Here is a 22,424-nt window from a genome sequence, read left to right as displayed (position 1 = left end):
GCGCGCCACGCGGGCCACCGGGAGCTGCCGTGGCGGAACCGGCGGGGACCCGCGGCCGGCGGCGGACCGGATCGGGTCAGCGCACGTGGGCGAGCACGTTGACCACGGTGCCGCCGGGGTCCTCCACGAAGAAGCGGCGCACGCCCCACGGCTCGGTGCGGAGCGGGTACACGACGCGCAGTCCGCGGCGCACCGCCTCGGCGTGCGCGGCGTCCACCGCCGCGGGGTCGCCGACGTCCACCCCGAAGCGCGGCGGAGGGTCCTCCATGCCCCGCGGGGGGACGAGGACCTGAGCGGAGGGGTTCGTCGGCGAGGACAGGCCGAGGACGGGGTCTTCCATCGCGACCCTGAAGCCCAGGACCTCGACGTAGAAGTCCCGGGACGCAGCGGGGTCGTCTCCGTCCGCGTAGGCAACGACTCGATCGACCACGGGGACACGATCGCAGCGACCTGCCCCGGTCGGCTTGGACGAATGGGAACCCCAGGGGCCGCCGGTCAGTCGCCGTGGGAGGCGGCCCGGTAGGCGCCGGCCGTGCCGCGCTCGCCGGGCGGGCGGTGCGCCCGGGCTCGTTGCAGCTTCTCCTGGCGCCGCGCGAAGAGCACCGTCCCGATCAGGAAGAGCCCGGAGAGGATGAGCACGACGGCGGTGAACGCGTTCACGAACGGCAGGTCCACCCCGATGAGGGCGAGCACGCCCATCGCGACGAGCACCAGCGCGGCCAGCACCGCCCCGGCCGCCCGCCACGGGCTCTTCGCGACCTCCTCGACACCCTGCTGCGCCTTGTCCTTGGCGTAGTCCAACGGCTTCTGCGCCCAGGAGAACCGGGTGGCCAGCACGGCCAGGCCGGCGGCGACCAGCACGAAGCCGGGACCGGGGAGGACGAGCAGAGCGATGCCGGCGAGGGTCAGCACGCCGCCGAGGACGGCGACCACAGCGGTCTTCACCCCCGGGTGATGCCCGACCGGCCCGGTCGGCATGCGACACGCCCGCCTCGGTGCACACGCACACGGCCGGCACCGCCCCTCCTTGCCGGGGCACGGGTCCGCTGAGAGGTTGGCCCCATGCCGCCCGACGCCGTGGGTCCACCGCTCGACCAGCCGCCCGCAGCCGCCGGGGCAGTCGCGCGTCCGCGGGCCGAGGCGTCCCCGGACCCAGCGCGCCGGTTGCTCGACCGGGTCACGCACGCCCTCCCGCACGAGCGACTGCGCGAGGTGCGCATGTTCGGCGTCACCGCGGTCATGGCGGACGACGCGATGGCGGTTGCCGTGCACCGCGACGGCAGCCTGCTCGTCCGGGTCGACCCGGCGGAGGACGCCACACTGCTCGAGCGTCCCCATGCCTCCCGTGCCGAGATGGGAACGGGGCGCTCCATGGGTGAGGGGTGGATCCGGGTGGGGGCGAGCGCAGTGGAGACCGACCAGGGGCTCAGCGACTGGCTGCAGCCGGTGATCCGCTTCCTCGGGTCACCCGGCCGCTGAGCCCTCCGTCGGGTCCGCGACCGGCAGCGGGTCGGACGTTCCCCGCTGCGCTGGTGCAGCCCGGGACCGTACCCGCCGGCGCGGAGGCCGGCGCTCAGGCAGCGGTGGCTTGGCCCGCCAGGCCTCCACCAGCGGGGTCAGGCCGTCGAGCGGGCCGGTCAGCTCGACGTCCAGCGGCAGGACGGCGAGCAGTTGCAGGTCACGGCCCCGCTCGGCGACGGCGGTGAGCGCCTCGTCCAGCGGCGGCAGCCCCAGCCGCTCCGCCTCGGTGACGTACCCCGTGCGCACGGCCGGGGGCGCCCCGGTGAGGTCCCACTCGCGCAGCCCGAGGTGCACGTGCTGGAGGTCGGCGGCCACCGGTCCGCCGGCCGTGGGCAGGAGGACCACCTCCACGAACTGCCACGCGGTCATCGCCTGCCCCTGGTGCACCCACGGCCGGGCGCACCACCGGGAAGCCCCGCTCGGCCAGCCAACCGGCGACGGCCGAGCTCGGTGGCCATCTGCGTCACCTGACCGGCAGGGTCGGCGCGGACGGTGCGGGGCAGCACGGTGGGCACCCGCACCACCACGGGCGCCGGTGCCAGGTGCACGACGACGGAGAAGACGTCGTGGAGGACGCCGCGGCTCGATGACGTCGAGGCCTGCCTGGCGCCCCGCAGCGACCGCGGCCGCGACCGCCTGCGCCCGGCGGGTGGCCACGTCTGCGGAGCTCACGTCCCGACCCTGGCACGGCGGGCCCGCCGGCGTCCCGACACCCCTCACGGATCGCGCCGCGGCGTCCCGACCGGTAGGACGGGGGAGCGGGACGCCGCGGGCGGCCTGACCCATCTGCGACGAAGGGAGGGCCTCGGTGACCGCCCCGAGACTGGACACCGCTCCGTGGCTGGTCCGCGAGCCGCACGTGGATCCCGGGACGCTCGCCGTCACCGAGTCCCTCTTCAGCCTCTGCAACGGCTACCTCGGGATCCGGGGGACGCTCGACGAGGTCGAGCCCTCCGGCATGCGCGGCACCTACCTGTCCGGGGTGCACGAGACCCATCCGCTGTCCTATCCCGAGGGCGGCTACGGGCACCCCCAGGAGGGGCAGGCGCTGCTCACCGTCGCCGACGGCACGCCGCTGCGCCTGCTGGTCGACGGTCTGCCGCTCGACGTGCGCGAGGTCCGGCCGCAGGTCCACGAGCGCACGCTCGACCTGCGCGCCGGCACGCTCGACCGCCGCGTGCGCTGGACCGCGCTGTCGGGCACGACGATGGAGGTGTCCTCGCAGCGGCTCGTCTCCCTCGTCGAGCGGTCGGTGTGCGCGGTGCGGTACGAGGTCCGCGCGGTGGACGGGCCCGCGCACGTCGTCGTGCGGTCCGAGCTCGCCGCGGGGGAGGTCACCCCCACGGGCGTGGAGAACGACGACCCGCGCGTCGCGGAGTGCCTGGACGACGCCTTCGAGCCGCGCGCCCAGATCCGCTCCGAGCACGGTGGCGCCCTGGTGGAACGGACGCGCCGATCAGGCATCACGATCGCCGCCGCGGTCGGCCACGAGGTCGACGGCGGGCGGGTCACCTCCTCCGTCGACGAACAGCACGTCGTCGTCACGGCCGCGGCCGACCTGCTCCCCGGGCAGAGCCTCACGATCGTCAAGGCCCTCGGGTACAGCTGGTCCTACGACGCCGGGTCCGACTCCGTCCTCGCGGAGGCCTCGGCAGCCGTGAGCTCCGCCCTCGACCTGGGGTGGGACGGACTGCTCGCCGCCCAGCGTGCCGCGCTCGACGAGCTGTGGACGACGGCGGACGTGGAGGTCGACGACGATCCCGAGCTCCAGCAGGCGCTGCGCTACGCCGTCTTCCAGCTGTTCTGCTCCGCCGCGTGCATCTCGCAGGCCCCCATCGGCGCCAAGGGCCTGACCGGCATGGGCTACAGCGGCCACACCTTCTGGGACGTCGAGGGGTTCGTCCTGCCCGCCCTGACGCTGCTGCGCCCGGACGCGGCGGCCCGCCTCCTGCGGTGGCGCTCCGGCACGCTCGACTCCGCCCGGGAGCGCGCCGCGACGCTGGGACTGGCGGGGGCCGCCTTCGCGTGGCGCACGATCAGCGGGCCCGAGGTCTCCGCGTACTGGCCGGCGAGCACGGCGGCGATGCACGTCAACGCCGACATCTCCCGCGCCTTCTGGCTCTACCAGAACGTCACGGGCCGGGACCTCGCCTCCGTGGGAGGTCTGGCGGTGCTCGTCGAGACGGCCCGGTTGTGGATGTCGATCGGCCACGAGGACGCGGCCGGCGGCTGGCACCTGTTCGGCATGACCGGGCCGGACGAGTACACCGGGGTGGTCGACGACAACGTCTTCACCAACCTCATGGCCCGGGCCAACCTCCGGCGCGCCGCCGACGCGTGCCGGCGACACCAGGAGCGCGCCGCGGAGCTCGGGGTGGACTCCACCGAGACCTCCGCCTGGCGGGCCGCGGCGGACGCCGTGCACGTGCCGTGGGACGAGGGCCTGCGAGTGCACCCGTCGAACGCGAACTTCACCACCTACCGGGAGTGGCCGTTCGAGGACCAGCGCGACGCCTACCCGGTCCAGGAGCACCAGCACTACGCCACGTTCTACCGGCGGCAGGTGCTCAAGCAGGCCGACCTCGTGCAGGCGCTGTGGTGGTGCCGGGACGAGTTCACCGCCGAGGAGGTGGCCCGCGACCTCGAGTACTACGAGGCCCGCACCGTCCGGGACTCCTCACTCTCGGCCGCCGTCCAGGCGGTCGTGTGCGCCCAGGCGCAGCACCCCGACCTCGCCCTGCGCTACCTGCGCGAGGCCGCCCTCGTGGACCTGCGCAACGTCACCGGCGGGACCGCCGACGGGCTGCACATGGCCTCCGTGGCCGGCGGCTGGCTGGCGTTCGTCGCCGGTCTGGGCGGACTGCGCGAGGACCACGAGGACCTGGAGCTGGCGCCGCTGCTGCCGGCCTCGCTCTCGCGCACCGCCTACCGGGTCACCTGGCGCGGGAGGCTGCTGCGCGTCGAGACGACGCAGGAGGGCACCACGGTCACGATGCTCCGCGGCGAGGATCCGGTGACCGTCGTCGTGGACGGCGCCCGGCTGTCGGTCACGGCCACCGCACCCGTCTGCGTGCCGCTGCGCGCGCCCACCCCGTTGCTCGACGAGCCGAGGCAGCCGGTCGGGCGTGAGCCGCGCACGTGAGGGGGCCTCCCGTCCGTCAGCAACGACGCGGCGCCGAGTGCGAGGACCGCGGCACCTGCCAGCACGGGCAGTCGCGCCCCGGGCAGCAGGGGAGCGCTCAGCAGCGGTCCGACCACCCCTCCGACGCCCGTGGCCGCGGCCAGGCGCCCCAGCGCGCGGCCGAGCTGCTGCGGAGGGCACGTGGCGGCCAGCACCGCCGGTCCGAGGGACAGCCAGGCGCCGTAGCCCGCGCCGAACAGCACGGCGAAGCCGAGCAGCATCGGGAAGGTCCCGACCCCATCGGTGACGGCCCAGACGGCCAACCCGGCGGCCATCAGGAGGTGGCTGCCGCGGTACAGCGCGGGCAGCCGCCGCGGCGTGGCCCACCAGCCACCGCCCAGTCGTGCCAGCGCGCTGGTGGTGCTGATGACGGCCAGCACGGCCGCACCCCGGCCGGCGGAGAGCCCGAGGTCCACGGCGCTGCCGACGACGTGCACCACGGGGAGGAAGACCACCAGGCTCATCACCAGGGCGGCTGCGTAGAAGCGGCGCAGGCCCGGCGCGGCGGATCGCGACCTGCGGCCGGAGGACGAGGCGGTCCGTGCCCCCCGCCCCGGCGGGCGGTCGGGCAGGAGCACGGCCGCGACCGCGCAGACCCCTGCCCCGAGGGCGGCGAGGACCGCGCACGTCACCCGCGGTCCCTGGGCCTGGACCAGTGCGGTCAGCGCCGGAGCGAGCAGGGTGCCACCCGCTGCGGGTCCCGCCAGGAGGAGCCCGAGCGCGGCGGATCGGCGTCGGTCGAACGCCGCGCTGACGCTGACCGTGGTGGCGACCCAGGTGGCGGCCGCGGCCAGACCCAGTCCGAGCCCGTAGCCGACGACCGCGACCTCCAGCTCCGAGGCGATGGCCGGCGCCAGGAGCCCGATCGCCGTGCCCAGCCCGGCCACGGCCAGCAGGGGCCGTGGTCCCCAGCGGTCCACCGCGGCACCGGCCACCGGTGCGGTGACCGCGTGCACGAGCAGTGCCAGGGGGAAGAGCAGGACCAGGTGGGCGCGGGGCGCGCCGAACTCGTCGGCCAGCGGGTCGATGAGCACGCCGACCGTGCCGAAGACACCGAGCACGACGGCCAGGGCGGTGGTGGCGGCCACGGCGACCAGCCACGGCGCCGCGCCGGCCCCGGGAGGGGCGTGGTCGGGCGAGGTCGCCGGGTGCGCCGGATCGGTGTCTGCCGGCGGGCGGACGGCGGTCATCGGGAGTTCCTCTCCAGGCCCGGGATGCGGCCCGTGGATGCGGTCGAGCCCGAGCCTGGACCCCGGCTGCCGCACCGCGCTGTCAGGCTCCTGCTCGACCGCCGGCAGGCGTGCCCGTGCCGTGACAGCGCGGTGGCAAGGCCGGTTAGGAGTCTCCGAACCCTCCCGCTGAACAGGAGACGACGATGACCGACCCGACCCTGCGCAACCGGCGTCCCCGAGGCGCCGACGGCCCGTCCGTCGAACCCCGGCCGGCCACCTCTCCCGCGATCCGCCGACCCGCCGACGTCTCCGGGCTGGGGACGGTGCTCGGGGTGTGGGCCCACCCGGACGACGAGGCATACCTCTCCGGGGGGTTGATGGCCCTCGCCGCCGGGTTCGGGCAGCGCGTGGTGTGCGTGACCGCGACCCGCGGAGAGCTCGGTACCCCCGACCCGGAGACGTGGCCGCCGGACCGGCTGGCCGCCGAGCGCACCGCCGAGCTGGCGCGCTGCCTGGCGTTGCTCGGCGTCACAGAGCACCACTGGCTCGGCTACCGGGACGGGGAGTGCGCGGCCGTACCCGGAACGGACGCGGTCGGGCGGCTGTGCGACGTCATCGACGCCGTCCGCCCGGACACGGTCCTGACGTTCGGCCCGGACGGCATCACCGGTCACCCCGACCACCGAACGGTGTCGGCCTGGACCACCGCCGCCTTCGACCGGGCGGCCCCGGAGGGGGCCCGGCTGCTGTACTCCGCGGTCCCCGAGTGGCGGGTGCCCCGGTGGAAGGACCTGGACGACAGCCTCGGCGTGTACCTCCCCGGCTACCCGGTCACCACGCCTCCCGAGTGCCTGGCGGTCGAGCTGGAGCTGCCCCCGGACGTGCTCGCGCGGAAGGTCCGCGCGCTGAGCGCCCAGACGACCCAGACCGCCGGGCTCATCGCCGCCATGGGCATCGACCGCTACACCGCGTGGGTCGCGGACGAGTCGTTCGTGGCGGGTGGGCGGTCGGCGCCCGTGGTCGAGCGGCCGGCCGCGGTGGTCACGCGCGGTTGAGGTGGCGCTCGATGGCCCGCCGGGCCAGGTCGAGGACGGCGGCCCGGCCGGGGACCTCCTCGGGGGACGGCCTCGGCGGGGAACCCCGGGCGGGGGCGTCCGGGGCCCGGTCGGCGGCGGCGTCGAGCACGTCGGCGGTCTGCTCGTCGCCGAGTCGTCGGAGGAGGTCGGCGAGGTTGCGCAGCGTCGTCCACTCGTGGGTCCAGTTGCCGGTCCGCGCGAAGTAGTCCACGACCTCCCGGTAGCCGAGGAACGCCTCACGCACCCGGCCGGCGTCGGCGCGCGCCGCGAGCAGCCCCACCGACGCGACGCCGACGAGGAACGTCGCCCCCGCCGTCCGGGCCAGCTCGACGGCCCGGACGTAGTGCGGCTCGGCGAGGTCCCGGCGGCCGACGGCGGTCTCGATCTCCCCCGTGACGTAGGCGTGCCAGGCGCGCATCGAGGGTGAGACCGCGCCGGCGGATCCTCGCTCGTCGAGCGCCCGCGCCCGGTCCGGGTCGCCCGAGTAGGCCAGTGCCAGCGCGGCGATCCCGAGGTTCTCGCGGGCCCCGGGAGCCACCGCGGCTGCGGCCAGGGAGTGCTCCACGCACTCGGCGTACGCGCCGCGGGCCAGCGCGACCACCGACAGCGGCGACAGGCACAGCCAGGTCCCGGCCGTGTCGGTCGCGCGGGCGAGCCCGGCGCGCGCGAGCTGCTCGGACCGGTCGAGGTCGCCGCGGTGGTAGGCGGCCTCGGCGGCGGTGCCGAGCACCCGCGCCTCGTGCGGGTGGCCGGCCAGGGCGGGGTCGGCGGCCAGCTCCTCGGCCCAGGTGCGGATCTCGACGAGGTCGCGGTAGGTCATCGCGTCGTAGAGCGCCGTGACCATCGCGGCGGCCTCGTCGAGGGCTCCCCGGCTCCGGGCCGACCGCCAGGCGGCCCGGAGGTTGGCGCGCTCCCGGCGGAGCTTCGCGTCCGCCTCCGGCTCCCGCTCGGTGGTCAGGACGGCGGCGATCTCCGCGGTCACCTCCACCGCCCAGCGCAGCATGCGCTCGGTGGCAGCCGCCTGCTCGCCGGCCGCGGCCAGCCGGTCGAGCCCGTAGGCCCGCAGCGTCTCCAGCATGCGGTACCGGGTGCCGTGTCCGAGGTCGGCCTCGACCATCGAGGCGTCGACCAGGCGGGCGAGGACGCTCCCGGGGTCGCCGGCCAGGCCCAGGTCGGCGGCGAGCCGCTCGGCGTCCTCCAGGTCGACGCCGTCGACGAAGACCGACAGGTGCCGGAAGAGGCGTTGCTCGTCGTCGGCGAGCAGCCGGTAGGACCACTCGACCGTCGCCCGCAGCGTCCGGTGCCGGGCGTCCCCGCTGGGCCGGCCGCCGCCCAGCAGGTCCAGCGAGCGGGCCAACCGGCTGCGCAGGTCGGTCAGGGAGAAGGTCGACAGCCGCCCGGCGGCGAGCTCGATGGCCAGCGGCATCCCGTCGAGCCGGTGCACGATGTCGGCGATCGTGCGCAGCTCCCCGGCGTTCGGCGCGCACCCGGGGCGGACCCGGCCGGCCCGGTCGAGGAAGACCGCCACGGAGGGGACCCGGGCGAGGTCCCGCTCGCCGGCCGGCAGCGGCAGGGGAGGCAGCCGGACGACGCACTCGGCGGCCACGCCGAGCGGTTCGCGGCTCGTGGCGAGGACGGTCAGCCGCGGGCAGGCGGAGAGGACGGCGTCCACCAGTTCCCGGGCCGCGTCGAGCAGGTGCTCGCAGTTGTCGACCACCAGCAGGCCCGGGCGGTCGCCCAGGACGGCGAGGCAGGCCGCGAGGACGTCGCCCTGGACCGCCTCCAGGTCGAGGGCCGCCGCGAGCGCGTGCGGGACCGCGGTGGGGTCGGTGACCGGGGCCAGCAGCAGCACCGCCGCCGTCTCGGCGCGCTGCGCGACCTCCAGGGCGACCCGGGTCTTGCCGATCCCCCCGGGTCCGGCGAGCGTGACCAGACGCTCGCGCTCCAGCTGCCGGTGCAGCGCCACGACCTCCGCTTCCCGGCCGATCAACCGGGTGGTGGGCCGCGTGGTTCCCCGGGAGCCGCGCCCGGGACGAGGGGCCGGGCCGGCGACGCCCCCGGCGATGTCCCGTTCGAGCCGGCCCAGCTCGGGGGACGGGTCGAGGCCGGTCTCCTCGGCCAGCCGGTGCCGGTACTCGCGCGCCGTGCGCAGCGCCTCGGGTGCCTGCCCGGTGGCCGCCAGCGCGCCCATCAGCTGCAGGACCGCGGGCTCGCGCAGCGGGTCGTCAGCCAGGGACGCCGCGGCCAGGCCGAGGACCTGGTCCGCCTCTCCCGCGGCGATCGCGGCGCCGATCAACGCGTCGGTCACCTCACGGTGCAGGCGGACGCACCCCTCGGCCGCGGTCGCGATCGGCGCGACGTCGGCGAGGTCGGCCAGCACCGGCCCCCGCCAGAGCGACCGGGCCTCGCGCAGCAGCCCGAGAGCACCGGCCGGGTCCTGCGGCAGGCGGGTCCGCGCCGCCGCCAGCAGCGTCCGCGCCCGCGCCACGTCCAGACCGCCGTCCCCGAGCAGGAGGCGGTAGCCGTCCGGGACGGTCTCCAGCCGGGCCGCGGCCGGGCCGAGGTGTCCGCGCAGCCGGGACACGTGGCTGTGCAGGGCCTGGCGGCCCGACTCCGGGACCTCCGCCGGCCACAGCGCGCCGACCAGCGAGTCCACCGGCACGGTCCGCCCCTCGGCCAGCGCCAGGAGGGCGAGCACCGCCCGCCGCTTGGGGCCCCGGACGTCGACCGCCGCGCCGTCGACGAGCAGCCGCAGGGGGCCGAGCACCTCCACCCGCACCGGCACCTGTCCGACCGCCATCGCCACCTCCCGCGGCCAGCGTGCTCGCGTCCGTGCCGGGACGGGAAGCCCCGCTGCCCTGCCAGCGCGCTGCTCGGGCGCGCCAGCGCCGTGACAGCGGCCCCGTCGACAGTCCGTCGTGACCGGCAGGAGCCGGGAGGACAGCGGAGGAGAGCAGAGATGGACCAGAGCAAGGTGGAGGCGTTCCTGGGGCAGTTCGTCACGGATGCCGGGGCCACCGGCGCGGCCGGACTGGTGGTGATCGGCCACCGGCTCGGCCTCTATCGCGCCCTGGCCGAGGGGCCGGCGACCGACGAGCAGTTCGCCGAGCGCACCGGGTACGCCCGCAGGTACCTCGCCGAGTGGCTGCGCGGTCAGGCCGCCGGGGGCTACGTGAGCTACGACGCTGCGACGGGGGAGTTCTCGCTCACCGAGGAGCAGGCGTTCTGCCTGGCCGACCCGAACGGGCCGAACCTCCCGGCCGCGTTCCTCACCGTGCTCGGGTACCTGCGGGCCGAGCGGCAGATCACCGAGGCCTTCCGCACCGGTGAGGGCTTCGGCTGGCATCGACACGACGACGACGTCTTCGTGGGGGTCGACGCGTTCTTCCGCCCCGGCTATGTCGCCGCCCTGGTGCCGGAGTGGATCCCGGCGCTGGAGGGGGTGGAGGCGAAGCTGACCGCCGGGGCGCGGGTCGCCGACCTGGGCTGTGGGCTGGGCTCGACGTCGGTGCTGATGGCCCAGGCCTTTCCGCGTACCAGCGTCGTCGGCTCGGACTACCACGCCCAGTCGATCGAGCTGGCGCGCAAGAACGCTGCCGAGGCCGGGGTCGGCGACCGGGTCACCTTCGAGGTGGCGACCGCGCAGACCTTCGGCGGCACGGACTACGACCTGGTGACGATGTTCGACGCCCTGCACGACATGGGCGACCCGGTGGGGGCCGCCCGGCGGATCCACGAGGCGCTCGCGCCCGACGGCACGTGGCTGCTCGTCGAGCCCTTCGCCTCCGACCGGGTCGAGGACAACCTCAACCCGGTGGGCCGGCTCTACTACGCCGGCTCGACGTTCCTCTGCGTGCCGAACGGGCTGTCGCAGTCGGGTGGGCACGCGCTTGGTGCGCAGGCCGGTGAGGCCGCGGTCCGGGAGGTCGTGGCCGAGGCGGGCTTCACCCACCTCCGCCGGGCCGCGCAGACCCCCTTCAACCTCGTCTACGAGATCAAGCCGTAGCCGTCCAGGGGGCCACGCCTCCGGCCGCTGCCGGCGGACACGCAGGCACAGGACCGAGGCCCCGCGGTCGACGACCGCGGGGCCTCGGTCACGGGTGCCGGGGAGCCGCCTCGCTGCCGGGCGGGTCAGGACCGTTCCCAGTAGACCTCCACCCGCCAGCCGTCGGGGTCCAGGCACTTGAAGGAGACCAGGTCCGGTTCGTCGTCCTCCTCGACCACCGGGACCCCGTTCGACTCCATCCGGCGGCGCAGCTCCCGGACCGCCTCTCCGTCGGCCATCCGGAAGCCGAAGTGGAAGAAGCGGGGTGCCGCGGAGGGGGCCGCGACGGGGTGGAGAGCCAGGTCGAACCCGTCCGGATCGCGCACGATGGTCGTGCCGTCCGAGTAGGACCTGGCCGAGGCCTGGTCGAACGCGAAGTAGGTCGCGTAGAAGTGCAAGCTGCGGTCGCGGTCGCGCACCGGCAGCCCGAGGTGGCAGAAGTGCATCGTTGCGATCCGTCCTCTCGCTGACCCGTCGTGCAGGGGGTGGGTCCGCCACGGCCAGGCGACTCCGCCGACACGGTCCTGCGCGCGGAGATCCGCAGGTCCGAGGTGGGGGAGTGGGTCGAGGCTCGATGGTGGACGCCTGGATGCGCGGGCTGGAGGCATCCGGGCGGCGGGGATGCGTCCGAGGGTGATTCGACACCCACGCACACGGCTTCGCGGGAGCCGACGAGCCCGTCGGTCGGTGCCCACGAGATGTGGACACCGAGATGTCCACGGGGACGGCACGTCGCTGAGGAGGCGGGCAGCGCTCGCCGACGGGGTGGTCCGCGGTCACACCCGCCCGCGGAGGATGCGGCGCCAGTAGACCTGCGGGAGCGCGTAGCGGTCGAACCACCACGTCACCCGCCGGGGCTTGATCGGGTCGACGAAGGGCACGGACGGGGCCGGCCGGCCGTCGCGGGTGAACTCGGCGAGCACCAGCGCCCGGCGGCCCACCGTGATCGGGGCGACCGTGTACCCGTCGTACCGCTGCATCGGTTCCCCGTTCCGGTCGGCCGCCAGGTTGTGGGCCAGGACCGCGATCTGGCGGCGCAGCGCTCCGCCGGAGGGGCGCGTCGCCACGGCGGCGGCATCGCCGAGCCCCCAGATCGACGCGTGCGAGCGGTGCCGCAGGGTGTACGGGTCGACGGCGGCCAGGCCGGGTGCCGGGTCGGCCGCGAGGCCGCTGTCGGCGATCCAGCGTGGCGCTCGGTAGTGGGGGACGGCGTGGGCGACGTCGACGTCGTCGATCACCCGCCGTCCGGTGGGGGTCGCGACCGTGACGGCGTGGGCATCCGGGTCCACGCGCTCGATGCGGGCCTCGCGCAGCACCTCGACGCCGTAGGTGGCCAGAGCCCGGTCCACGACCTCGTCGGCCTCAGGGACGCCCACGGCGGACCGCTCGGGGAGGACGAGCCGGACCTCGAGGTCGGGCAGGACACCGGTGCGCCGCCAGTGGTCGCAGGCCAGGAAGAGCGGCTTGAGCGCGGTCGGACCGCAGGACGCCGGCTCCGGCGGCACGGTGAAGAGCGCGGAGCCGGCGCGCAGCGGCGCCAGCCTCGGCCAGACCTGCGGCGCGCTGCCCGGGACGTAGGTGGAGGCGGCCCACCCGTCGTGGTACGCCCCCTGCAGCCCCGGAGTGGCCTCCCAGTCCTCCACCAGGCCGGGGCACAGGACGAGCGTCGAGTACCGCAGGGTGCGCCCCGCCCGCGTGCGCACGGTCCGGGCTACCGGGTCGACCCCCTCGACGGCGTCGCGGATCCACGCGCACCCGCCGGGGACGACGTCGGCCATCGGCCGTTCCAGGTCCGCCATCGTCGCCTGCCCACCGCCGACGTAGTTGAGCAGGGGCTTGTAGCGGTGCACCGGCTGGGGGGCCACCACGGTGACGCCCGGGGTGCCGTCGCGGACCAGTCGTGCCGCCAGGGAGATGCCGGCGTTGCCGCCTCCGACGACGAGCACCTCGTGTCGTTCCACGTCCCCTCCGGTCACGGGCTCGGGGTGAGGTCGCCGGCGTCCTCGGTGGACACGACCATCCGGTCGATCGATCGGAGCCGTGCCGACCGGACGTCCACCGCCGTACCCGGGACCGGGGAGCCGACGCCGGTCACGGCGCGGTACCCGTCCGCGACGACGGTGTCGACGGCGAGCCAAGACACCAGGGTCCCGATCTGCTTCCCACCGAGGCCGGCGTCGAGCAGCGGCTGGACGACCCGACGTTGCTGGGGCGAGAACTTCGCACGCAGCGTCCTTCCGGGAGACCGGCGCCGCCGGATGCACGGCAGGAGCTCCCGCGAGCGGATGGCCGGACGAGTGGGATCACCCGTGCACCGCACGCCTCCCGCGGACGACGCGCCCGGGGCCGGGTCCTGCTCCGGACGATGGCGCATCCCGCGTCCGTCCGGGATCTCAGTCTCCGACGGTGGGGAGGAACTCCGGAGCCCGGCGTGCCCCGACCTCGGACTCGAAGTCGAGGGCCAGGTCCAGCACGGCGGCGTCCTCCCATCGGCTGCCGATGAAGGAGATCCCGATCGGCAGCGCCTCCTGTGGGCCGGCGAAGCCGGCCGGGACGGTGACGCTGGGGTAGCCGGCAACCGCCGCGGGGGTGGAGGACTCGTAGCCGAACGCGTCACCGATGCCGTCGATGTGCTCGTACCTGGTGACCCAGCCGGGCGTGTTCGTCAGGGCCACGATCGCCTCGAGGTCGTCCTCGGGCCCGGGCCCCTGGGCCAGAGCGTCGTCGATGGAAGCCCGGGCTGACGTGCGGATGGTGTCGCGCAGCTCGCGCACTGTCGGGTCATCAGCCGGGACGGCCGCCGCCTGCGCCTGCTCGAAGGTCTCCTGGTCGAAGGGGACCAGTTCGAGCGAGTCCTGCCGGTTGAAGGCGATGAGGCCGGCGAGATCGGCCGGGTGATCGCCGGGGGTGGCCGCGAGATAGGCGTTGATGTCGCGGTGGAACTCGGCCAACAGCGCCGGGAACTCGCCCTCGTCGATCTCGGCCTGGCTTGCCAGCCGCACCGGGATCGGCGTGGCCCCCGCGGCCTCGATCGACTTGATCGCGGTCCCGAAGACCGCCTCGGTGGCGTCGTCGACGGCCACGGACTCCTCGGGCGTCAGCGTCAGCACGCCGATCCGCGCGCCTTCCAGCGCGTCGACCTCCGGCTCCGCACCGCTGAGTTCTCGCCCAGGAGCCGCCAGGGTTGCTGGATCAGCGGGGTCCGGCCCGGAGATGACCTGCACGAGCAGCGCCGCATCGACGACGTGCCGGGCGATGGGTCCAGCAGTGTCCTGCTCGGCGGAGATGGGGACGACTCCGGTGCGGCTGACCAACCCGAGGGTGGGTTTGAGGCCGACGACGCCGGTGGCGCCGGCCGGGCTGACGATGGATCCATCGGTTTCGGTCCCGATGGCCACCTGGGTGAGGGAGGCGGCGACGGCCACGGCCGAGCCGGAGGAGGAACCGTTGGGGTTGCGGTCGAGGACGTGGGGGCTGTTCGTCTGCCCGCCCACAGCGCTCCAACCGCTGGTGGCATCGTCCCCGCGGAAGTTCGCCCATTCCGACAGGTTCGCCTTGCCCAGGAGGACCGCGCCGGCCTCGCGGAGCTCACGGGTGATCGTCGCGTCGTCGGGCCGGCTCCCGAGCAGGGCGCGGGAGCCGGCCGTGGTCGGCATGTCCGCGGTGTCCACGTTGTCCTTCAGCAGCACGGGGATCCCTTCGAGGGGGCTGCGCGCGCCGCTCTCCCGGCGGACCTGGTCACTGGCAGCGGCCTCGGCCACGGCGTTCGGGTTCACGAAGAGCACCGAGCCGAGCACGTCGTCGAGCTCGGCGATCCGGGCCAGGTAGGCCTGGGTGAGCTCGACCGCGGTGAAGTCCCCGGCGTCGATCCGGGACTGGATCTCGGGGATGGTGGCGGCGTCGAGGTCGAGGCCGCCCAGCGACGGTGCGACGACGGCGGGACCTGTCGTCCCGGGCACCGGGTCGGCGCCGGACGACGGGACCGCCACGGCGCCGGAGAGGACCAGCAGCACTCCGGCCATGGCAGCGGTCACCGTGGCACTTCTGCTCCAGGGACAGGGGTCGAGGGCCACACGCATGGTTCCTCCCAGGCGTTCCGCGGGATCCCGGAGCGCACGTGCCTGGTGCCTCAGTCGGGCATACAGGACCGTCCAGCAGACGCACAGGAGACGCAGACACGGACCTCGACGGCGTCGCTTTGCGGTTCGGGAGCCGTCACGCTGCGTGGTTCGCCGGGCACAACGCAGGCAGCGGCTACTCCGGCGGCGATGAACAGGTGGCTCACCGGCGAGGCGGGACCGCGCGGCCCGTGCGATGCCTGCTCCGGCGATGCGATCCCAGGAGGTGTGGGGAAGGGTGCGGACCCTCGCACGGGAGGGCCTGGAGCCTCGCGGATGACACGATGCAGGCCATGGCATCGCCAGGGACGCCGGCCGGCACGGGCGGCACGGCCTTCGTCCTCGGTGGTGGGGGAGTGCTCGGCGCGGCCGAGGTCGGGATGCTGCAGGCTCTGGTCGAGCACGGCGTCCGGCCCGACCTGGTCGTGGGCACGTCGGTGGGAGCGATCAACGGCGCGCTCGTCGCCGCCGACCCCGCGCCGGGCACCGTGGACCGCTTGCGAGGCGTGTGGCAGGAGCTGGCCTCCCAGCGGATCTTCGCCGGGTCAGTGCTGGGCCGGGCGCGCACGTTGGTGCGGACCCGCACGCACCTGCACCCGCGGGAGCCGCTGCGGGACCTGCTCACCGAGCATCTCCCGGTGCGCACCTTCGCCGAGCTGCGCGTGCCGTTCCAGTGCGTCGCGGCGAGCATCGAGCGGGCCGCCGAGCACTGGTTCACCGAGGGAGCGCTGGTCGAGGCGGTGCTCGCCTCGTGCGCGGTGCCCGGCTTGCTGCCGCCCGTGGAGCTCGACGGCGAGCACTACCTCGACGGCGGGCTGGTGCACAGCATCCCGGTCGGCCGGGCGGTCGCGCTCGGTGCCGACACGATCTACGTGCTGCACGTCGGGCGGATCGACCGACCGCTCCGCCCACCGACCGGGCCGTGGGAGGTCGCGCAGGTCGCCTTCGAGATCGCGCGGCGGCACCGGTTCGCCGCCGACCTGGCCGCCCTGCCGCCCGGCGTCACGGTGCACGTGCTGCCCTCGGGTGACCCGGCTCCGCCCGGGGCCGCCAACCTGCGCTACCGCGACTTCTCCGGGGTGCAGGCCCGGATCGACCAGGCGTACCGCGCAGCCCGTGCCCACCTGGACCGGATCGGCGCGTCGCGGGACGGGGGAGCCTGAGTTGCTGCCGCCACGCCGCGTCCGCCGGGTCGCCGGGCCGCTCCTCGTGGCCGCGCTGGTGGCCGCGGTCGTCCTGCTGCCCGCGCTCGTGGTCGTGGCGGTGGTCACTTCGATCTTCCTGCCCGGACGGCTGCGCGCGCTGCGGCTGCTGGCCTTCGCGCTGGTCTACCTCGCGCTGGAGGTGGCCGGGCTCGCGGTCGCCGCGGTCCTGTGGGTGCTGAGCGGCTTCGGCCGCCGGTTGCACACACCGCGGGCCCGGGCGGCGCACTACACCGTGCTGCGCCTGCTGCTCGGCGTCCTGATGCGGGTGGCGCAGCGGCTGTTCGCGCTGCGGCTGGTCACCGACGGCACGTCCTGGTCGCCGCTGGACGACGGGGTGCCCGGCTCGACCAACGCCATGGTCGTGCTCTCCCGGCACGCCGGACCGGGCGACTCGTTCCTGCTCGTGCACACGCTGATGAACCGCGATCACCTGCGCCAGCCGCGCATCGTGCTCAAGGACCTGCTGCAGCTGGACCCGCTGATCGACGTCTACCTCAACCGGCTGCCCAACCACTTCGTCCCGGCCGATCCGCCGGCGGGTTCCAGCTCCGAGGAGGCCATCGCCGATCTGGCCCGCGACCTGGGTGAGGAGGACGCGCTGCTGATCTTCCCCGAGGGGGCGAACTTCACCAAGCAGCGCCGGATCCGGGCCATCCAGCGACTGCGCGACCGGGGGCTGCTGGCCGCGGTGAGCCGGGCCGAGGCGATGACGAACCTGCTGCCGCCGCGTCCGGGCGGGGTCGTCGCGGCGCTGCACGCCGCCCCGCACGCCGATGTCGTGTTCGTCGCGCACACCGGGCTGGAACACCTGAGCTCGGTGCGCGACCTGTGGCGGAGCCTGCCCATGGACAAGACCCTGCACCTGCGCTGGTGGTTCGTCCCGGCCGCCGAGGTGCCGCGGGACGAGACGCGACTGACCGACTGGCTCTATCACTGGTGGGAGACGATCGACGCGTGGATCACCACCACCTCGGCGGCTCAGTCGGTGCAGGACGTGCATCGACGCAGGAGCCAGTGCGCACCCAGGGCGCTGCGGTGGCGTCGCGGGAGCCGAGAGCGCCCATCAGGTCACTGACCTGCTCGGCGCCCGGGCCGAGGGGACCCGGCCCTGGTGAGGGCTCGTGCCGTCGGATCGTCCTGCACCCGTGCGTCAGTGCGTGTCCGGCGGCGCCGGGAGGAGCCAGAGGGCGCTCGTCAGCGCCCCGTACAGCAGCGCGGGACCCGTGTGCGGCAGCCGCTTGCCGGAGGCTGCCCGAGCCTGTCCGCGGCGGAAGGCCCACCGCTCGGCGGCGATCACCCCGCGGACTGCGAGGGCCAGCGCGGCGGCCCCGGCTCCGACGGCGACGGCCTCGCCCCCCGGGGGGCAGCGAGCCGAACGTGACCGGGGGGACGGCCTCCCCGTCGAGCTGCTGCGGCTCCTTCGCGGCCGCCCATGCCGCCCGGATGTCGGGCACCGCCACGGCGAGCGAGACTGCTACCAGCCCTGCCTTCGTCAAGCCGCGAGCCGTGCGGGAGGAGACGAAGTCCGGCGAGGCGTAGTAGAGCACGGTTGCCGCTCCGGAGATCAGCACCGAAGCTGCGCGCGGGGACGTCGGCCTGGTGGTCATGCCGTCATTCTGTCGCGCCCGACGGGTGGGCAGTCCGCGATCGGCGCACACCCGTGACCGGTGACGGGCGAGACGAGCGTGCGCTGGGACCACGCGCCCACGAACCACGGCGGGCTGCCGTTCGGGCGGTGGCGGCCGGCTCGACACCGCCCGCGACGCCAACCAGGCGCACCCGGTCTGGCGGGACCCTGAGGCCGGCTTCGGCACGGACGTCCAGGCGGAGCACCGGCACGCACACCACGGCGGCTGGGCAGCCCGGCGCTCGTCGCCGCGGAGGCCTGTCCGGTCCACCAGCACCGGCTCCGTCGACACCTCGAGTGGGGACGTCCGAGCCCGTTGACAGCGGATGGCCGCTCGTGGAGGGTCGTGGCCCGCACGTGATCCAGGTCACTCTCACGACGCGGGCCGCAGGTGGGCCGCGTCGTATCCGGAGCCGACAGCCGTCGCGCCCGCCGTCGCCACGAGACGGGTGGCGGCGGACGACGTCCGGCGCGCTGGCACCCGGCCGGGACGCCGTCCGCCCGCACCTCTCGGAGACAGCGATGAAACCTGCACCGTTCCGCTACCTCGCCGCGAGGACGACGGACGAGGTGGTCGAGCAGTTCGCGGAGCACGGGGCGGATGCCCGGGTCCTCGCCGGCGGCCAGAGCCTCGTCCGCCTGATGAACACCCGGCTCGCCGAGCCCTCGCTGCTCGTCGACATCAACGGGGTCGAGGAGCTGGACCGCATCGACCGCCGCGACGGCACCGTCGTGATCGGCGCCCTGACGCGGCAGCGGACCTCGGAGCTGTCGGACACGGTCCGCGCCGCAGTGCCCCTCCTCGCCGAGGCCGGAGCGCTGGTGGCCCACCCCTCCGTGCGCTCGCGCGGCACCGTGGTGGGGAGTGTGTGCTTCGCCGACCCGGCCGCGGAGCTGCCCACGGCGCTGCTGGCGCTCGACGGGGAGGTCGTCGCCCGGAGCGCCCGCGGTGAGCGCGTCATCGCGGCGGAGGACTTCTTCGTCGCCGCTCACGAGACCAGCCTGGAACCGGACGAGTTCGCCGTCGAGGTCCGCGTCCCGGTGTCGGCCGGGACCCGCACCGGATCGGCCTTCCTCGAGCTGTCCCGCCGCCACGGCGAGCTGCCCGTGTGCGGCGTCGCCGTCACGGTGGCGCTCGACCCGTCCGGCCACCTGTCCGACGTCCGCATCGCGCTGGGCTCGGTCGCCGGGCGGCCGGTCCGCGCCCGCCGGGCCGAGGCCGCGCTGAGCGACGCCCAGCCCTCGGCGGACGCCATCGCGGAGGCCGCGGACCTCGCCGCCGCCGACCTCTCCCCGGTGAGCGACTGCCACGGTTCGGCCGCGTTCCGCAGGCACCTCGCGGTCACGCTCACGAAACGCGCCCTGACCCGAGCCATCGCCCGAGCCGACGGAGGACAGACGGATGCCTGAGAAGGTCCACCTCACGCTCACGGTCAACGGGGCCGAGCACGAGGCCCTGGTGGAGCCGCGCACCCTGCTGACCGACTTCCTCCGCGACACGCTGGGGCTGAAGGGCACCCACGTCGGGTGCGAGCAGGGCGTCTGCGGCTCGTGCACGGTCCTGGTCGACGGGCAGAGCACCCGGGCCTGCCTGTTCTTCGCCGTGCAGGCGAACGGCCGCAGCGTGCAGACCGTCGAATCACTCGCGCGGGCCGACGGCACGCTGCACCCCCTCCAGCAGGCGTTCAACGAGCGCCACGGGCTGCAGTGCGGCTTCTGCACACCCGGGATGCTCATGGCCGCCACCGAACTGCTCGCCGGCAACCCGACGCCCGGGCCCGAGGACGTGCGCCTCGCGATGTCGGGCAACCTGTGCCGCTGCACCGGCTACCAGAACATCGTCGAGTCGGTGTGCCGCGCCGGAGAGCTCATCAGCCAGGCCCGCACGTACGCGGTGCCGCAGCAGGAGGTCCGGGCATGACCGCCACCGAGGACGTCACCGACCCCGCCACCGGCGACGGGAACCACCGGTGGGTCGGGCGCAGCGTTCCCCGCAAGGAGGACCGGAAGCTGCTCACCGGGCGCGCGACGTACGTCGCCGACGTCGTCGTCCCCGGGATGCTGCACGCCGCGGTGCTGCGCAGCCCGCACGCCCACGCGCGGATCGTCTCCATCGACACCTCCCGCGCCCGCGCCCTCCCCGGCGTGTTCGCCGTGCTGACCGGCGAGGAGGCCCAGCAGCACGTCGGCCCGATGACGGCGTTCTGCGCCGAGCCGGTCCCCCAGCACGCGATCGCCGTGGAGAAGGTGCGCTTCCCGGGCGAGGCCGTCGCGGCCGTCGCGGCCGAGAGCCGCTACATCGCCGAGGACGCCCTCGCGCTGATCGACGTCCGGTACGAGCCGCTCGATCCCGTCGTGGATCCCGTGGCCGCCATGGCCCCCGGGGCCCCCCGGGTGCACGACACGCTCGACAGCAACGTCGTCTTCCACCGGGCGATCGACTTCGGCGACGTGGACGGTGCCTTCGCCGGCGCGCACCGGGTGATCCGCCGGCGCGCGCGGTGGCACCGCATGGGCGCCCAGCCGATCGAGACCGCCGGTGCCGTGTGCTCCTTCGAGCCCTACACCGGCGAGATGACGGTGTGGTCCAACACCAACTTCCACAACTTCCTGCCGTGGGCGTTCGCCGGCATGCTCGGGGTGCCGACCAGCCGGCTCCGGCTCATCCCGTGCACCGTCGGTGGCAGCTTCGGCAGCAAGCACCTGCTGACCAAGGTCATCTCCATCGCCGGGAGCCTCAGCAAGGCGACCGGACGACCGGTCCAGTTCCTCGAGGACCGCATCGACTGCCTGGCCGCCAACGACAACGTCGGCTGCGACCGCATCTACGACGGCGAGCTGGCGGTCGCCGAGGACGGCACCTTCCTCGGCCTGCGGCTGACGATCGTCGACGACTACGGCGCGTACTTCCAGTTCGCCCACGGCCAGCACGGCAACGCCATGGCCCAGCCCACCGGCCCCTACACGATCCCGGCCCTGGGCTACGAGGTCTCCTGCGTGCTGACCAACAAGGTCCAGCAGGGCTTCTTCCGCGGCGCAGGGGCGGACCCGGGCAACTTCGTCCTCGAGCGGCTCGTGGACGCGGCCGCTCTCGAACTGGGCATCGACCGGGTGCAGATCCGGCGGCAGAACTTCATCCGGCCCGAGGACTTCCCGTACAAGATCCCGACCGGCAACGAGTACGACTCGGGCAACTACGACCGGGTGCTCACGCGCGCGCTCGAGGTCTCCGATTACGACTTCTGGATGCGCGAGAAGGAGCGGCTGCGGAAGGAGGAGGGCCGCTACATCGGCGTGGGTCTGGCCAGCTGCCAGGAGCGCAGTGGGTACAACGCCAGCGAGTGGTGGTTCCTCTACGACCAGCCCCCGCTCGGCGCGACGAGCACCCCGGAGTCGGTGAAGCTCGACGTCGACGCCACGGGCGGCATCCGGGTCGAGGTCGGCTGCCCGCTGTGGGGCAACAGCCCGGAGACGGTCGTCGGCCAGGTCGTCGCCGAGGAGTTCGGCGTGCAGCCGGACGACGTGACGGTCGTCTACGCCGACTCCACCTCCGGGAGGTTGTCGGCGGGCCCCGGCGGCAGCCGGCTGACCATCATGCTGTCCGGGGCCTCCCGCACGGCCGCGCGGCGGATCAAGGAGAAGATGACGCGGATCGCGGCGCACATGATGGAGTCCGACCCGGACGACGTCGAGTGCATCGACGGCACCTTCCGGGTCCGCGGCGTGCCCGGCAGCGAGGTCGGCATGGCGGCGGTCGCGATGCGGGCCCACCTGTTCAAGCACGACAACCCGGAGGGCGAGTCCAGCGGCCTGGTCGAGAGCTGCACCTACGACCACCCGCACTCGACGCCGCCGGCGAGCGACCGGAGCGACATGGGGATCTTCTACCCGATGGTCAGCCACGGCTGTCACATCCCGATCGTCGAGGTCGACCCCGAGACGGGCTCCGTGGAGGTCCTGCAGTACTACGCGGCCAACGACTGCGGCACCGTGATGAACCCCAAGCTCGTCGAGGGTCAGGTCATGGGCGGCATCGTCCAGGGCATCGGTGCGGCGACGATGGAGGAGTACGTCTACGACGCGGACGGGCGCCTGGGCACGCCGACCTTCCGGGAGTACCTCATCCCGTCGATGAACGAGGCGCCGCCCATGCACGTGGTGCACGAGCAGACCCCGTCACCCTGGACCGAGTACGGCGTCAAGGGCGCCGGCGAGGGGGGCCGGCTGATCGCGCCGACGGCGATGGCCAGCGCGATCAACGACGCCCTGTCCCCGTTCGAGGTGTGGGTCGACGAGCTCCCGATGACCCCCGAGCGGGTCGTCGGCCTGCTCGCGGCGGCCGGCCGGACGGGGCCGGCGGACCGCACCGGGTGAGCGCCGGAGGCTGCTCCTCCCCGCCGCCGGGGCTCTGGCGTGCCGGCGCTTGAGTGCCCCCGGTAGCCTGCGCACGACCCCCAGTCCGAGGTGAGCCGACCTGCC

The 22,424-nt window shown here is 74.7% G+C and carries 17 protein-coding genes and 1 pseudogene; 9 read left to right on the top strand and 9 right to left on the bottom strand.

All coding sequences use genetic code 11. From position 1 onward, the window contains the following. Window positions 1–76 precede the first annotated feature (76 nt). Window positions 77–430, bottom strand: a complete 354-nt coding sequence (locus ACI789_RS17385) for a VOC family protein (protein ID WP_457010619.1) — start codon at window positions 428–430, stop codon at window positions 77–79. Window positions 431–495: 65 nt separating this feature from the next. Next, window positions 496–945 (bottom strand): PGPGW domain-containing protein, encoded by a 450-nt coding sequence (locus ACI789_RS17380; protein WP_457010618.1) that lies wholly within the window; start codon window positions 943–945, stop codon window positions 496–498. A 117-nt stretch (window positions 946–1,062) separates the two neighbouring features. On the opposite strand from ACI789_RS17380, the gene ACI789_RS17375 reads away from it, so the two are divergent. Next, a complete protein-coding gene (locus ACI789_RS17375) occupies window positions 1,063–1,479 on the top strand; it encodes a TfoX/Sxy family protein (protein WP_457010617.1) in 417 nt (138 codons plus the stop codon). Here ACI789_RS17375 and ACI789_RS17370 read toward each other — a convergent pair. Next, complete coding sequence (locus ACI789_RS17370; RefSeq protein WP_457010616.1) at window positions 1,465–1,890, bottom strand: hypothetical protein; 426 nt, start codon at window positions 1,888–1,890, stop codon at window positions 1,465–1,467. The genes ACI789_RS17375 and ACI789_RS17370 overlap by 15 nt on opposite strands. Before the next feature lie 439 nt (window positions 1,891–2,329). Between ACI789_RS17370 and ACI789_RS17365 the strand changes: the two genes are divergently transcribed. Beyond that, window positions 2,330–4,663 (top strand): glycoside hydrolase family 65 protein, encoded by a 2,334-nt coding sequence (locus ACI789_RS17365; protein WP_457010615.1) that lies wholly within the window; start codon window positions 2,330–2,332, stop codon window positions 4,661–4,663. A 53-nt stretch (window positions 4,664–4,716) separates the two neighbouring features. Here the strand turns inward: ACI789_RS17365 and ACI789_RS17360 are convergent. Beyond that, window positions 4,717–5,892, bottom strand: a pseudogene (locus ACI789_RS17360) (MFS transporter); the annotation flags it as partial. Between the two features lie 185 nt (window positions 5,893–6,077). On the opposite strand from ACI789_RS17360, the gene ACI789_RS17355 reads away from it, so the two are divergent. Continuing rightward, a complete protein-coding gene (locus ACI789_RS17355; RefSeq protein ID WP_457010614.1) occupies window positions 6,078–6,929 on the top strand; it encodes a PIG-L deacetylase family protein in 852 nt (283 codons plus the stop codon). On the opposite strand, the gene ACI789_RS17350 is transcribed toward ACI789_RS17355, so the two are convergent. After that, a complete protein-coding gene (locus ACI789_RS17350) occupies window positions 6,916–9,750 on the bottom strand; it encodes a BTAD domain-containing putative transcriptional regulator (RefSeq protein WP_457010613.1) in 2,835 nt (944 codons plus the stop codon). The two genes, ACI789_RS17355 and ACI789_RS17350, sit on opposite strands and share 14 nt — an antisense overlap. 159 nt (window positions 9,751–9,909) lie before the next feature. Here ACI789_RS17350 and ACI789_RS17345 point away from each other — a divergent pair, with 159 nt between their 5' ends. Then, window positions 9,910–10,956, top strand: coding sequence for a class I SAM-dependent methyltransferase (locus tag ACI789_RS17345; protein WP_457010612.1), 1,047 nt, complete (start codon window positions 9,910–9,912; stop codon window positions 10,954–10,956). Between the two features lie 125 nt (window positions 10,957–11,081). Here ACI789_RS17345 and ACI789_RS17340 read toward each other — a convergent pair whose 3' ends face one another. The 4 genes from ACI789_RS17340 to ACI789_RS17325 form a co-directional block, all read right to left on the bottom strand. Then, entirely contained in the window at window positions 11,082–11,441 is a 360-nt protein-coding gene (locus ACI789_RS17340; RefSeq protein ID WP_457010611.1) for a VOC family protein, read from the bottom strand. A gap of 330 nt (window positions 11,442–11,771) precedes the next feature. After that, the gene (locus tag ACI789_RS17335; protein WP_457010610.1) at window positions 11,772–12,956 is read right to left on the bottom strand and encodes an NAD(P)/FAD-dependent oxidoreductase; all 1,185 of its coding nucleotides are present in this window, start codon (window positions 12,954–12,956) and stop codon (window positions 11,772–11,774) included. 11 nt (window positions 12,957–12,967) lie between these two features. After that, a complete protein-coding gene (locus ACI789_RS17330) occupies window positions 12,968–13,138 on the bottom strand; it encodes a hypothetical protein (RefSeq protein ID WP_457010609.1) in 171 nt (56 codons plus the stop codon). A 250-nt stretch (window positions 13,139–13,388) separates the two neighbouring features. Beyond that, window positions 13,389–15,029 carry an amidase family protein gene (locus ACI789_RS17325; protein ID WP_457010608.1) on the bottom strand — a complete coding sequence of 547 codons (1,641 nt, stop codon included), beginning with the start codon at window positions 15,027–15,029 and terminating at the stop codon, window positions 13,389–13,391. 377 nt (window positions 15,030–15,406) lie between these two features. On the opposite strand from ACI789_RS17325, the gene ACI789_RS17320 reads away from it, so the two are divergent. The 5 genes from ACI789_RS17320 to ACI789_RS17300 all read left to right on the top strand — a co-directional run bounded on the left by ACI789_RS17320 (window position 15,407) and on the right by ACI789_RS17300 (window position 22,319). Continuing rightward, window positions 15,407–16,276, top strand: coding sequence for a patatin-like phospholipase family protein (locus ACI789_RS17320; protein ID WP_457010607.1), 870 nt, complete (start codon window positions 15,407–15,409; stop codon window positions 16,274–16,276). A 1-nt stretch (window position 16,277) separates the two neighbouring features. Then, window positions 16,278–17,393, top strand: a complete 1,116-nt coding sequence (locus tag ACI789_RS17315) for a lysophospholipid acyltransferase family protein (protein ID WP_457010606.1) — start codon at window positions 16,278–16,280, stop codon at window positions 17,391–17,393. Window positions 17,394–18,467: 1,074 nt separating this feature from the next. After that, entirely contained in the window at window positions 18,468–19,355 is an 888-nt protein-coding gene (locus tag ACI789_RS17310) for an FAD binding domain-containing protein (protein ID WP_457010605.1), read from the top strand. After that, window positions 19,348–19,866 (top strand): (2Fe-2S)-binding protein, encoded by a 519-nt coding sequence (locus ACI789_RS17305; protein ID WP_457010604.1) that lies wholly within the window; start codon window positions 19,348–19,350, stop codon window positions 19,864–19,866. The genes ACI789_RS17310 and ACI789_RS17305 overlap by 8 nt, the downstream gene beginning before the upstream one ends. Then, on the top strand, window positions 19,863–22,319 hold the full coding sequence (locus ACI789_RS17300) for a xanthine dehydrogenase family protein molybdopterin-binding subunit (protein ID WP_457010603.1): 2,457 nt from the start codon (window positions 19,863–19,865) through the stop codon (window positions 22,317–22,319). The genes ACI789_RS17305 and ACI789_RS17300 overlap by 4 nt, the downstream gene beginning before the upstream one ends. Window positions 22,320–22,424 lie beyond the last annotated feature (105 nt).

The sequence above is a fragment of the Geodermatophilus sp. SYSU D00965 genome (genome assembly GCF_054050075.1).
This window is presented reverse-complemented; position numbering and strand designations above follow the sequence as displayed.